Source organism: Streptomyces sp. NPDC042002, assembly GCF_055588305.1.
Window position 1 is genome coordinate 255,594 of record NZ_JBVJCT010000002.1, and the last position, 12,798, is coordinate 268,391.

The window sequence follows — 12,798 nt, forward strand, 5'->3', positions numbered from 1 at the left end:
AGAGAGTGGAGTTGAACCGCGGGGAGTGGTGGGGCTCAGAGGACGAAGACGGACGATCCGGTGGTCTGCCCGGCCTCCAGTTCGCGGTGCGCCTGGGCCGCGTCCTCGAGGGCGAAGCGCTGGTTGACCTCGATGGTGATGCGGCCCGAGGTGACGTGGTCGAAGAGTTCGCCCGCGAGGTCCGCCCGCTCCGCGGGGTCCGCGATGTAGTCGGCGAGGGCGGGCCGGGTGACGAACAGGGAGCCCTGGACGGCGAGTTGCATGGCGTCGATGGGCGGGACGGGACCGGAGGCGGTGCCGAAGCAGACCAGCAGGCCGCGGCGGCGCAGTGAGGCGAGCGAGGAGGCGTACGTGCTCTTGCCGACGCTGTCGAAGGCCACCGGGACCCCTGCGCCGTCGGTGAGTTCGCGTACCCGCTCGGCCACGTTCTCGGACCGGTAGTGGATGACGTGGTCGCAGCCGTGCGCGCGGGCCAGTTCGGCCTTCTCCTCGGTGGAGACCGTGCCGATGACGTTCAGACCGAGCAGCTTGGCCCACTGGCAGACGATGAGGCCGACGCCGCCCGCCGCCGCGGTCAGCAGGATCGTGTCACCCGCCTTGAGGGGGTGGATCCTGCGGAGCAGGTACGCGGAGGTCAGACCGCGCATGGTCATCGCCGCGGCGGTCTCGAAGGCGATGCCGTCCGGCAGCTTGATCAGCGAGTCGACGGGCATGACCCGCTCGGTGCTGTAGGCGCCGAGCGGACTTCCGGTGTACGTGACCCGGTCGCCCTCGGTGAACTGAGTGACGCCCTCGCCCACCGCCTCGACGACGCCCGCCGCCTCGACGCCCAGCCCGGCGGGCAGCGCCGCGGGGTAGAGCCCGGTGCGGAAGTAGGTGTCGGCGAAGTTGAGTCCGACGGCGTGGTGGCGGATCCGGACCTCACCGGGGCCGGGGCCGCCGACGACGACCTCCTCCCAGCGCAGGACCTCGGGACCGCCGGTCTCCTTGAATCGAATGGCGTGGGCCACGGGAGCGCTCCGTATTTCGTGTCAGGTGGAAGGGGAGAGGAAGTGGCCGCCGGAGCCGGGGGGCCTGACCCCGGCGGCCGCGTGGCATGACGCGTAGAGCGGTACCGCGGTGGCCCCGGCCGCGCCCGGCGGCCGGTCGGGTCGGCACACCTGCCGGTACCCGACCGAGCGACCGAGCGGGCCCGCGCCACGATCACCCCGGCGCATGCGCCTGTGCCGTGGCCGGGGGCCAGGACGGTGGACCTGGTCCTGGCCCTGGCCGGTTGACCGGGACTGTGGCCCTTGCCGTGTCCGGACGGGCCGGGACCGTGGTCCTGACCCTGACCCTGACCCTGGCGCGGTGACTGGGACGGTGGCCCCTGCCACGGTCCGGCGGGCCCGGACGGTGGTCCTGGCCCAGGCCGGTCGGGCCGCGGCGCTGGGCCGTGCGGCAAGTCGGGCCCACCGCGCGGGTGTTCTGCGCCCGCGGGGCGGACCGGCACCGCGGCCCGACCGGCGGGTCAGGCGTCGCGGAGCATGAAGCCGCGCCGGCCGGGAACGCGGTTCGGCACCATGCCGAGGCGGGCCAGCGTCTCGTCGGCGTCCGCGTAGGTCTCGCCGAGCTTGTAGATCTTCCTGGCCTCGGCACCGGTCGCGATGTCACGGCCGAGCGCCTCGGAGATCTGCACCATCTGCTCGACCTGCTCGACGCTGGACATGCGCTCGCCCTTGCGCCGCCACAGGTTGTCCTCGTTGCCCACCCGGACGTGTACGCCGAGCGCGATGCCGATCGCGTTCATGGGTGCCACGGCGCGCATGGAGCTCTCGATCGTGAGGACGGCGCCGTCAGGGGCGCGACGGACGAACTCGATGAGGTCGGCCGGGTGACGGCCCGCGAAACCGCCGCCGATCGCGACGTAGTTGAGGATGAGCGGGCCCGTGTGGATTCCGGCCCGGATGAGCCGCTCCACGGTTTCGAGCTGGGCCAGCGTGGCGAGCTGGAAGTGCGGCTGGATACCGTTCGCGGCCAGACGCTTGAGGTGCTCCAGGTAGAAGTCCGGACCGGCCTCCAGGTACATGTCCCGGTACGCCTTGTAGTAGTCCGGCTTGGCGATCGAGGTGCCTTCCAGATCGTCGTCGGTCATGATCTCGACGATGTTCATCTGGCTGGTGTTGATCGCGATGGTGACCTGGTCCGGCTTCGGGTCCAGGTCGGCGAGCATGTGGCGGCTGTCGAAGTCGAGCCACTTGGCGTCCGCGCCCTCGCCCTCCGGGGCGAACGAGATGGACCCACCGATCTGCAGGACCATGTCCGGCACGGTCTCGCGCAGGCGTCCGATCAGCTCGTTGAACATGGAGAGCCGCTTGGAGCCCTTGCCGTCGAGCTCACGTACGTGGATGTGGAGGACGGTGGCGCCGGCGTTGTAGCAGTCGACGGCCGCCTGCACGTGCTCGTCCATCGTCAGGGGAAGGTCGTCGGCGTCTCCGGGAAGCCATTCGGGCCCGTAGGGAGCGGCCTGGATGACGAGCTTTTCCTGGTTCTCGGGGAACAGTGAGTCGTCGTGGAAGTGCACGGTCCGTCTCCTTCGTCGGATCGGTGATCACTCGCCGGGGGCATCGCCGCGAACTGCGCGGGCCTGGGATGTCCGGCGGGGATCGATGCGGGTCACCGGGTGACAGCGGGCGCGAGATGGCCCGCCGCGGCCGGCCGTTCCGGAGGGAGTGCCGGGGGAGTGGCACGGCTCCCTCCGGTGGCCAACCGCGTCTTCTGTGCGGTGGTGCAAAGGTAGGGCGGAGTCCATGGGTGTGCTTGCCGTCAGGGGACAGATGATTTGTCAATTGGGGACATCGGTGGTGCGACGCGCGGCGCGGGGCGGCGCGGGACCCGGACGCCCGTCCCACCCGTCACGGCAGCCTGCGTAAGGGAGTTGGAGTGCGGAGAGCCGGAGTCGCTAGGGAGCGTTGCTTCCGCGCCACGCTCTGGGGCTGCACCCGAACTGCTCGCGGAACCAGCGCGAGAAGCCGCTCAGCGACGAGAACCCCAGCAGGTCGGAGATCTCCGTCAGCGAGCGCCGCGGATTCGCGACGAACTGCTCCGCGAGATGGCGGCGGGTGACGTTGAGCAGCGAGGAGAACGTCTCGCCCGACATGGCCAGATGGCGGTGCACGGTGCGCCGGTCGACGCCTAGGCTGCGCGCGACCTGCTCGATCGAGCAGCGTCCGGTCGGCAGCAGGACCTCGATCAGTTCGCGCACCCGGTCCGCGGCGGTGGTGTCCTTGGGGACGGCGATCGCGTCGAAGTACTGGCGGGCGTACGCGCGCAGCAGCGGGTCGGCCATGGCGTTGGGCGCGTCGAGGTCGTCGGCGTAGAAGACGATGCCGTCGATCTCGCGGTCGAACTCCACGATGGGCCCGAACGTGCGCCAGTGTTCCGTGCTGTCCGTCGGCGCCGGATGCCGGAACCACACGGAGAGCGGCTGCCAGCCGGTGTGCAGGAAGTCGCTCAGGATGCGGTGGAAGGCGGCGACGGCCAGCTCCGTCGCCTGCCGGGACTCCATCGCCTCACCGAGCCGCAGATCCACCTTCAGTGTGGCCAGTCCGTCCCCCTCGGACAGCCGGGTGTGCAGCACCTCGTTGTACATGTACTGGTGGCGGATCAGCAGTTCCAGCGCGCTGCGTACGTCGGGTTCCTCGCGGACGACCAGACTGATGGGGCCGAGATTGGAGAAGCGCCGGAACTCCGCGAGCAGCACCCCGAAGTCCTCGTGACCGGACTCGGCAGCCGACAGTTCCAGCACCTCGACGGCGGCCGTACCGGAGATCCACCGGTCCTGGACGGTGAGCGCGGCGGTGTCCAGACCCACCCGCTTCAGCAGCGCCTGCGGATCGATGCCGAGGGAGCGGCACAGCTCGACATAGCCGCTCAGGGCGGCGGTGCGGACCAGAGGTCTCATGGGCACGCTCCAGGGATGTCCCGAAAAGCCTAGTCTCCTGTCCCGCCACGACAAGCGCGGCGGTGGTCGAGGAACCTAGCATGACGCCACTCACCGGCCGGGCCCGCTCAGGGGGACCACTCGCGGGCAGGTGAACACGCGACGGATCGGAGGCGAACATGACAGGTACGACGGACGCGGACCGGACACCGCCCACGCCCACGCCCCGCTCGGGCCCCTCGGTGTGGCGGGGCCGGGACCTCACCCACCCCGAGGAGTGGCGGCTGGACCTGTCGGCGCCCCGGCTCGCCGAGATCGACTCCGCCCTGCACGAGGCACGCCGGCGGAATCGCACCCTGCTGAGGCTGACGGCCGCCGACTTCCCGCTCCCCACCCTGGCCGCCGACCTGGGGCGCCTCGCCGGGGTCCTCGAAAACGGACGCGGGTTCGCGATCGTCCGGGGCATCCCCGTCGAGCGGCTCGGCGAGAGTGCCGCGAGCACCGTCTTCTGGGGCCTCGGCCGGCACCTGGGGCACCCTGTCCCGCAGAACGCCGACGGACTCGTCCTCGGCCACGTCCGGGACACCGGACGCAGCCTGAGCGACCCCGCCGTACGCGGCTACCAGACCCGCGAGGCCCTGCCCTTCCACACCGGCGGCGCCGATCTCCTCGCCCTGCTGCCGTTGCGGTCGCCCCGCACCGGCGGGCGCGTCTCCCTGGTCAGCTCGGCCGCGGTCCACAACGCCGTACTGGACCTGCGCCCCGATCTCGCCGGCCGCCTGTACGGCACGTACCACTTCGACCGCCGCGACGAACACGCTCCCGGCGAGCCGCCCTATACGACCGCCCCGCTGGTCTCCCTCCCCGACGGCCCTTCCGGGGCACTGAGCATGCGGTACAACCGGTGCTATCTCGAATCCGCCCAGCGCTTCCCCGAGGTGCCCCGCCTGGAGCCGGCGGACCGGGAGCTCCTCGATCTGATCGACTCCGTGGCCGGCTCCCCGGAGTACCGGCTGGACCTCGACCTCCAGGTCGGGGACCTGCTTCTGCTCAACACACACCGGGTGATGCACGCCCGCTCGGCGTTCGAGGACCATCGGTCACCGGAACACCAACGCCATTTGCTGCGCCTGTGGCTCGCCTTCCCGCAAGGGCCCGGTAGCCAGGACGCACGCCAGTGGGTCACTCTTCGCGATGTGATCCGACCGCGCCGCACCGCCGCGCCCGGCGCGACGAATTCAAGGAGATACCCGGCATGACCAACCTCGTCACCCTCCTGGCCGCCACCGTCGCGGCCCACGGCGAGCGTGTCGCCGTCCGTCATGACGACAGCACGCTCACCTACGCCGAACTCGACGACGCCAGCGCACGGGTGGCCGCGCTGTTGCGGGACCGCGGCCTCCTGCCGGGCGACCGTGTCGCGCTGACCATGCCCAACGTCCCGCTGTTCCCGGTCCTCTACTACGGCATCCTGCGGGCCGGCGGTGTCGTCGTCCCGCTGAACCCGCTGCTCAAGGCCCGCGAAGTGGCCTTCACCCTGCGCGACTGCGGGGCGCGTATCGCGCTGGTCTTCCCGCTGTTCGCCGACGAGGTGACGAAGGCCGCCGCCGAGACCGGTGCCGACTGTCTGGTGACCGAGCCCGAGGCCTTCGGCGCCCTGCTGCGCGGCCACGAACCGCTGCGCGACACCCCGGACCGGACCGACGACGATCCCGCACTGATCCTCTACACCTCGGGCACCACCGGAACGCCCAAGGGCGCCGAACTGTCCCACCGGAACCTGGCCGGCAACACCCTCACCACGTCCGAGACCCTTCTCCAGGTCGGACCGGAGGACGTCCTCTTCGGCGGCCTGCCCCTCTTCCACGCCTTCGGCCAGACCTGCGGGCTCAACACCGCGGTCGCCGCCGGCGCCACGCTGACCCTGCTGCCCCGGTTCGACCCGCGGCGCGCCCTGGAGATCATCGCCCGGGACGGGGTCACCGTGTTCCTGGGCGTGCCGACGATGTACGCGGCGCTGCTGCACGCCGAACTCCCCGAGGGCTTCGACCCCGCCGGGCTGCGCCTGGCCGTCTCGGGCGGGTCGGCGCTCCCGGTCGAGGTGCTGCACGGTTTCGAGCGGCGCTTCGGTGCCGCCGTGCTGGAGGGGTACGGACTGTCCGAGACCTCGCCGGTCGCCGCCTTCAACCACCCGGACCGCCCGCGCAAGCCGGGGTCGATCGGGCTGCCCATCCGCGGGGTCGAGATGCGGCTCGTCGCCGAGGACGGCGGGGAGGTCGAGCCCGGCGGGATCGGCGAGATCGCCATCCGCGGCGAGAACGTCATGACCGGCTACTGGAACCGCCCGGACGCCACCGCGGAGGCGATCCGCGGCGGATGGTTCCACAGCGGTGATCTGGCCCGTGTCGACGAGGACGGCTTCTACTTCATCGTCGACCGCAAGAAGGACATGATCATCCGCGGCGGGTACAACGTCTACCCGCGGGAGATCGAGGAGGTGCTGTACGAGCACCCCGCCGTCGCCGAGGCCGCCGTCGTGGGGGTGCCGCACCCCCTGCACGGTGAGGAGGTCGCGGCGGTGGTGACGCTCCGGCCCGGTGCCGAGGCCACGGTCGAGGAGATCCGCGCCCACACGAAGGAGCGGGTCGCGGCGTACAAGTACCCCCGCATCGTCACGATCGCGGCCGAACTGCCCAAGGGCCCCACGGGCAAGATCCTCAAGCGCGAGATCGTGGTCAGCGGCACCTGAACGCGCGGCTGTGGCCGGCGGCACTTGAACGCGAGGTTGCGGTCAGCGGCACTTGTACGGGTGAGGGCGGTGGCGGTAACCGCGCGGCGACGGCCGCGCGGAGACCGGCACGGTCGCCCTGCCACCCTCAGCGTTCCCTCGGCCGCGGCCCCGCGAGGATCAGGCTCTCGACACCCTCGTACACCCCTCGTTCCCGGTCCCCCGCGCGACGGCCGGACAGCAGGCTGCCGAGCCAGCCGAAGGCGAAGCCCAGCGGGATCGACACCAGCCCCGTGGTGGTGAACGGGAACCAGTTGAAGTCGGCGGAGGGGAAAGCGGACGTCGGGGAGCCGGACACCAGTCTGGTGCCCGGCATCAGGATCAGGACGGCGAGGGTGCCGCCGATGAGCGTGCTCATCAGGCCGGTGCGCGTGTACCGGCGCCAGAAGAGGCTGTAGACCAGGGCGGGAGCGATGGCCGAGGCGCCCACGCAGAAGGAGAGGGTGGCGAGCGGCTGCAGACTGCGGTGCTGGACGACGACCGCGAGGGCGATCACGGGCGCGCCGACGACCAGGGCCGAGCCGCGGGCGAAGGCCGTCTCGCGCTGCGGTGACATGGTGGTCCTCCGGCCCGCGAAGACGTCGTGGGCCAGCGAGTTGGCGCAGGCGAGGGTCATCCCGGCGACCGAGGCGAGCAGAGTGAGGAAGATCGCCGTGGTGACCGTGGTGAACACGAGGGTCTCCGCCCGGGACATCACCGGGCCGAACGCGGCCAACGAGCCCAGCAGATAGGCCGTGTGCCCGTGCGGGTCGGCGGCGGTGACGCCGGCCCGGCCGATCATCGCCGTCGCCCCTATGGCGACAACACCCGCCACCAGCATGAACAACGCGACCGAGGACACCGCCCAGGACATCGAACGCCGCACCTGGCGGGCGCTGTTGGCGGTGAACATCCGCATGGTCACGTGCGGCAGACAGGCGCCTCCCAGCACGATGGCGAACTGCGTGCTGATCATGTCGAGCCGTGGGTGCGGGCCGCCCGCGAACTGAAGCCCGCCGTGCAGGTACGCGGCCGGTGAGCCACTGCGCTTCGCGGCCGCGGTGAACAGGGTCCCGGGGTTCCAGTGGAACCTGCTCAGTATCAGCAGGGCGACGACGATTCCGGAGCCGAGGAGCACCACCATCTTCAGGAGCTGGATCAACGCGGTGCCGCGCATCCCGCCGATGGCCGCGTAGATGATCATCAGGGTGCCGACTCCCACGATGCACCCGGTCTTCATGGAGTTGTCGGAGAAGCCGAGGATGAAGGCCAACAGCTGCCCGGTGCTGGCGAGTTGGACGAGCATCATCGGCACGAGCGCGGCGATCGTGACGCCGCACGCGGTGATCCGTACGGCCCGACCTGGCATCCTTCGGGCCAGCACGTCGCCCATGGTGAACTTGCCCGTGTTCCGCAGGGGTTCGGCCAGCAGGAACATCAGCACCAGCAGGGAGAGCAGCGTGCTGAGAGCCAGCACGACACCGTCGAAACCGCACAGGGCGATCACACCGCCGATGGTCAGCACGGTCGCGGCGGAGATGTAGTCCCCGGCGATGGCGAGTCCGTTGCGCAGCGGGGACAGGGAACGGTAGCCGGTGTAGAACTCGGCGAGGTCGTCGCTGTCGGGGCCGGTCAGCACGCACAGCAGCAGGGTCACCGTGACGGCGACCGAGAAGGCGACGAGGGACCAGGACTGCGGGGAGCCGCCGAAGGCGCTCACAGCTCCCGCTCCTGCTCGCCGCTCGCCCAGGGAGTGCTCCGGTTCACGCGGCGTGCGAGGGGGTCGACGAAGCGCCGGGCGGTGCGTTCGTAGACGAGCACGGCGAGCCAGGTGGCGGGGATCTGGGAGAGGGCGAGCACCAGGCCGGTCGACAGGCCTCCGGTCACGGGACGGTCCATGAAACCGGGGGCGCCGGCGGAGAGACCGAGGAAGAGGGTGAAGCAGCCGAGCACGGCGAACGTGGTCACGCGCCGTTGCCGCCGGTAGGCGCGGCGCAGGATGCGCAGATCGCGATGGTGCCCGGTCCAGGCGCGGGGTGATTCCCCGCCGCGTAAGGATTCCCCGGTGGGTTCCGGGTCGTGGTGGGCGGGGGAGTCGTGCTCTTCGTGCGGCGGTCGCGCGGGACGCGGGGCGGAGCTGTCGTACGACATGCCGGTCTCCTGGTGGGGGTGCGGGCCCGGCGTACACGGACCGCGGGACGGTGGAGGGGGACGGCTCGGGTCCTCGCACGCTATTCGGCCCTTCGGCCCGTGCGAAGGGGTTTCCTTCAACTACCTGGTCGGAACGTGTTCACGCCGCTGACCTCGCCTGTTGTCGGTGTAACCGCTGTTGCGCCCGCGTTTCGAGTGAGGGAAGTGGCGTGGGTGATCGGGACGTCCGGTGCGCGCGGAGTCGCCGTTCGCGGCACCGAGAGGCGGGGGGCGGAGGGTGTACGGGTCGGTCGACGAGGCGGTCCGGGAGGCGTTTCGAGGGCGTCTCGGCGTGGTGCCCCGCGGCAGGGGCCCCGCGGGGATCGGCGATCGTGCCCGTGCGGACTCAGGAGGTGTCGCTCAGTTCGTTCAGCGGTGTCCCGTGAGCCCAGCGCCGCAGGCACGAACCGTCGATCAGCCGAACGCCGCCCTGGCGCCGCGCCCACTGGACGTCACGCCGAGTGAAGGCCCCGCGGTGCACCACGAGTCGGAGCGGCGGGCCGGGGCCGCCCGGACGTCCCGCGCGAGAGGGCGCGTCCTCGTCGGGCAGCGGCTCGGCCACGGGCCGGAAGGCGACCTCCAGCCGCCGTCCGCGACCGTCCCGCGCGCGTACACGGACGCGGTCCTCGGTTCTCCGCTGAGGGAGCACGCGCCAGCCGTCCCGGCGCAGCATCCGGGACACGGCCAGGGCCAGTCCCGCCGTGTCCAGCTCCGCCAGTTCCTCGGGTGTGTAGAAGCCGAGGCGCCGACGGGCCAGCGGACGGTGCCGCCGCACCGCGGCCGGGGCGGCGACGGCCACGAGGGCCAGCGCGCCGAGGGGCACGCCGATGCCGGCCACCCGGTAGCCGACGGCGAGGCCGGCGACGAGCGCGCACAAGGTGACGACGACCCCGGCGAGGGCCGGCAGCACTTCACGGAGCAAGGGCCCGTACTGCCCCTCCGCGCGCAGCCGGCGGATGGCTCGCTGCCGCTGCGCGCGCCCTGACAAGCGTTTCCCTGGTGTCCGCCCCCTCGGTGTCACTCGGGCCAGCTCCCCCCAACCCTCGCGCGCTTCGGCGTGTGCGGGAAGGGGCTACCCCTCGCGGGCGGGCCGGTCCCCTGGAGTACGGGATCCGGCCACGAATCCGGCTGAACTCTTTCGCGGCCCCGCGACGCGTGGGGCCGCGATCGGTTCCGGTGACTGCGGAGTCCTGCGCGGCGGACCGCGCGGTGGGCCCGGCGGGGGCGCCGCACGACCGCCGCGACCGTGGTGGCGGTCAGCCGACGCCACACCGAAAGAACGGGCGGTCTGCCCGAAGGGCGCGGTCTGCGCGTCCTCGGCCTCAGCCGCCTCATGAAAGGCGACGACCGCCTCGCCGTTGGATCGCGCCCGACCGGTGAGCCTTCTGATGGGCTCATCGAGGGTGCGCCCGAGCTCGGTCAAGCCGTATTCCACGCGCGGTGGCGCTTCGGCGTACGCGCGCCGCTCGACGAGCCCGTTGTCCTGGAGGCGGCGCAGCGTCTGCGTCAGGGGGCCGAGCGCCGCCAGGCGGAGGCGGCGGGTGGTGCGCCGCCGCCTCCGTCAGCACTCGTCCGTGGGGCGGACCCAGGCTGCCGGACCGCTCAGACGGTGCCGCAGTCGGAGACGACGATCTTCTTCGAGGTGGTGCCGGAACGGCTGCCGAGCGCCTCGATCGCCTTCACGACGTCCATGCCCTGGACGACCTCGCCGAAGACGACGTGCTTGTTGTCCAGCCAGTCGGTGACGATGGTGGTGATGAAGAACTGCGAGCCGTTGGTGTTCGCGCCCGCGTTGGCCATGGACAGCAGACCCGGCTTGGTGTGCTTGAGCGTGAAGTTCTCGTCGGCGAACTTCTCGCCGTAGATGCTCTTGCCGCCCGTGCCGTTCTGCCGCGTGAAGTCGCCGCCCTGGAGCATGAAGTCCGGGATGACCCGATGGAACGGCGAGCCCTTGTAACCGAAACCGTGTGCGCCGGTGGCGAGCTCACGGAAGTTCTGCGCGGTCTTCGGGACGACGTCATCGTAGAGTTTGAACTCGATGCGGCCCATCGGCTCGCCGTTGGCGGTGACCTCGAAGAAGACGTTCTCGCTCATTGCTCTGCTCCTCATGGATGCGAATGTTCGCCCCCGAGCATAGAGAAGCTGAGGCGGTGGACGCGTGACCGGGGGTGATCATTCGGTGTGTGGCCCGGAGCCACGGGGTGATGGGCCCCGGGTGAAACGCGCCCCGGAAGTCACCGGGGACACCGGGGTCTCCGGCGAGAGCGCCCTGGTTCGCGACTGCACACGGGACCCCGGGAGTGCGTTCAGTCCCTGACGCGGTACGAGCCAGGGACTGAACGGAACGCCCGTCGGTCACCCGCGTGACCGACGGGCCCTGCCTATTCCACTTTCGCCCAGTCGAGCGTGCGCTCCACCGCCCTCTTCCAGTCGGCGTACCCCTGTTGACGCCGGTCCTCGGACCACTGGGGCTCCCAGCGCTTGGACTCCTGCCAGTGGGTGCGCAGTTCGTCGGTGTTCTTCCAGAAGCCGGTGGCCAGACCCGCCGCGTACGAGGCGCCGAGCGCGGTCGTTTCCGCGACGACGGGACGGCTGACCGGTACGCCGAGGACGTCGGCCTGGATCTGCATGCACAGGTCGTTGGCGGTCACGCCGCCGTCGACCTTCAGCACGTCGAGATGGACTCCGGAGTCCTGCTCCATGGCCTCGACGACATCGCGGCTCTGGTAGCAGATCGCCTCCAGGGTCGCCCGGGCCAGGTGGGCGTTGCTGTTGTACCGGGCGAGGCCGACGATCGCGCCGCGGGCGTCGGAGCGCCAGTACGGGGCGAACAGGCCCGAGAACGCCGGGACGAAGTACATCCCGCCGTTGTCCTCCACGCTGCGGGCCAGCGTCTCGCTCTCGGCCGCGTTGGTGATGATCTTCATCTGGTCGCGCAGCCACTGCACCGCGGATCCGGTGACCGCGATGGAGCCTTCCAGCGCGTAGACGGCGGGACTGTCGCCGAACCGGTAGGCGAGGGTGGTCAGCAGGCCGTGCTGCGAACGGACCAGCTCCGTACCGGTGTTGAGGACCAGGAAGTTGCCCGTGCCGTAGGTGTTCTTGGCCTCGCCGGGCGCGTAGCACACCTGGCCGACCGTGGCCGCCTGCTGGTCGCCGAGCACCCCGGTGATGGGGATGGGGGCGCGCAACGGCCGGGAGGTGCGCGTCGTACCGAACGCCTCGCGGTCCGACGAGGAGTTGATGCTGGGCAGCATGGCGCGCGGCACACCGAAGAAGCCCAGCAGTTCGTCGTCCCAGTCGAGGGTTTCGAGGTTCATCAGCATGGTGCGGCTGGCGTTGGTCACGTCGGTGGCGTGGATGCCGCCGTCGGGGCCGCCGGTCAGGTTCCACAGGACCCAGGCGTCCGTGTTGCCGAAGAGGGCGTGGCCCGCTTCCGCCGCTTCGCGGACGCCGTCGACGTTCTCCAGGATCCACTGGATCTTGCCGCCGGAGAAGTAGGTCGCCGGCGGCAGCCCCGCCTTGCGGCGGATCACGTCGCCCTGGCCGGAACGTTCCAGGGCCGCGGCGATGGAGTCGGTCCGGGTGTCCTGCCACACGATGGCGTTGTAGTACGGACGGCCGTTGCGCGGGTCCCACACGACGGTGGTCTCCCGCTGGTTGGTGATACCGATCGCCGCCAGGTCCTCCGCGGTCAGGTTTCCGTGCCGCAGGGCGTTCTGGATCACCGAGTTGGTGCGTTCCCAGATCTCCACCGGGTCGTGCTCGACCCACCCGGAGCGCGGAAGGATCTGGGCGTGTTCCAGTTGGTGCTTCGCCACCTCGTTGCCGGCGTGGTCGAAGATCATGAATCGGGTGCTGGTGGTCCCCTGGTCCACCGCGCCCACGAAGTCAGCCATGGGTTGCCGCCTCTGCTGTG

10 protein-coding genes and 1 pseudogene are annotated in these 12,798 nt (G+C 70.9%); 2 read left to right on the forward strand and 9 right to left on the reverse strand.

The genetic code is table 11. The features are described from left to right. Nucleotides 1-35 precede the first annotated feature (35 nt). From ACZ6KY_RS03860 to ACZ6KY_RS03870, 3 genes are all read right to left on the reverse strand, one after another. Nucleotides 36-1,010: a quinone oxidoreductase family protein gene (locus ACZ6KY_RS03860; RefSeq protein ID WP_469308696.1), complete on the reverse strand. Its 975-nt coding sequence runs from the start codon at nt 1,008-1,010 to the stop codon at nt 36-38. Nucleotides 1,011-1,510: 500 nt separating this feature from the next. Beyond that, nucleotides 1,511-2,563: a beta-keto acid cleavage family enzyme gene (locus tag ACZ6KY_RS03865; RefSeq protein WP_469308697.1), complete on the reverse strand. Its 1,053-nt coding sequence runs from the start codon at nt 2,561-2,563 to the stop codon at nt 1,511-1,513. A 378-nt stretch (nt 2,564-2,941) separates the two neighbouring features. Then, entirely contained in the window at nt 2,942-3,943 is a 1,002-nt protein-coding gene (locus ACZ6KY_RS03870; RefSeq protein ID WP_469308698.1) for an AraC family transcriptional regulator, read from the reverse strand. 158 nt (nt 3,944-4,101) lie between these two features. Here ACZ6KY_RS03870 and ACZ6KY_RS03875 point away from each other — a divergent pair, with 158 nt between their 5' ends. Both ACZ6KY_RS03875 and ACZ6KY_RS03880 read left to right on the forward strand, forming a co-directional pair. Then, nucleotides 4,102-5,181, forward strand: a complete 1,080-nt coding sequence (locus tag ACZ6KY_RS03875; RefSeq protein ID WP_469308699.1) for a TauD/TfdA family dioxygenase — start codon at nt 4,102-4,104, stop codon at nt 5,179-5,181. Then, nucleotides 5,178-6,671: a long-chain-fatty-acid--CoA ligase gene (locus ACZ6KY_RS03880; protein ID WP_469308700.1), complete on the forward strand. Its 1,494-nt coding sequence runs from the start codon at nt 5,178-5,180 to the stop codon at nt 6,669-6,671. The genes ACZ6KY_RS03875 and ACZ6KY_RS03880 overlap by 4 nt, the downstream gene beginning before the upstream one ends. A gap of 127 nt (nt 6,672-6,798) precedes the next feature. Here the strand turns inward: ACZ6KY_RS03880 and ACZ6KY_RS03885 are convergent, their stop codons facing one another. From ACZ6KY_RS03885 to glpK, 6 genes and pseudogenes are all read right to left on the reverse strand, one after another. After that, the gene (locus ACZ6KY_RS03885) at nt 6,799-8,409 is read right to left on the reverse strand and encodes a sodium/solute symporter (protein ID WP_469308701.1); all 1,611 of its coding nucleotides are present in this window, start codon (nt 8,407-8,409) and stop codon (nt 6,799-6,801) included. Then, nucleotides 8,406-8,840, reverse strand: a complete 435-nt coding sequence (locus ACZ6KY_RS03890; protein WP_469308702.1) for a DUF485 domain-containing protein — start codon at nt 8,838-8,840, stop codon at nt 8,406-8,408. Before ACZ6KY_RS03890 ends, ACZ6KY_RS03885 begins: the two co-directional genes overlap by 4 nt. Nucleotides 8,841-9,225: 385 nt before the next feature. Next, nucleotides 9,226-9,867, reverse strand: a complete 642-nt coding sequence (locus ACZ6KY_RS03895) for a hypothetical protein (protein ID WP_469308703.1) — start codon at nt 9,865-9,867, stop codon at nt 9,226-9,228. Between the two features lie 321 nt (nt 9,868-10,188). Beyond that, nucleotides 10,189-10,389 (reverse strand): annotated as a pseudogene (locus ACZ6KY_RS03900) (winged helix-turn-helix transcriptional regulator); the annotation flags it as partial. Nucleotides 10,390-10,481: 92 nt separating this feature from the next. Next, nucleotides 10,482-10,973 carry a peptidylprolyl isomerase gene (locus ACZ6KY_RS03905; RefSeq protein ID WP_469308704.1) on the reverse strand — a complete coding sequence of 164 codons (492 nt, stop codon included), beginning with the start codon at nt 10,971-10,973 and terminating at the stop codon, nt 10,482-10,484. Between the two features lie 287 nt (nt 10,974-11,260). Next, nucleotides 11,261-12,778 (reverse strand): glycerol kinase GlpK, encoded by a 1,518-nt coding sequence (gene glpK / locus ACZ6KY_RS03910; protein WP_469308705.1) that lies wholly within the window; start codon nt 12,776-12,778, stop codon nt 11,261-11,263. Between the last annotated feature and the right edge of the window lie 20 nt (nt 12,779-12,798).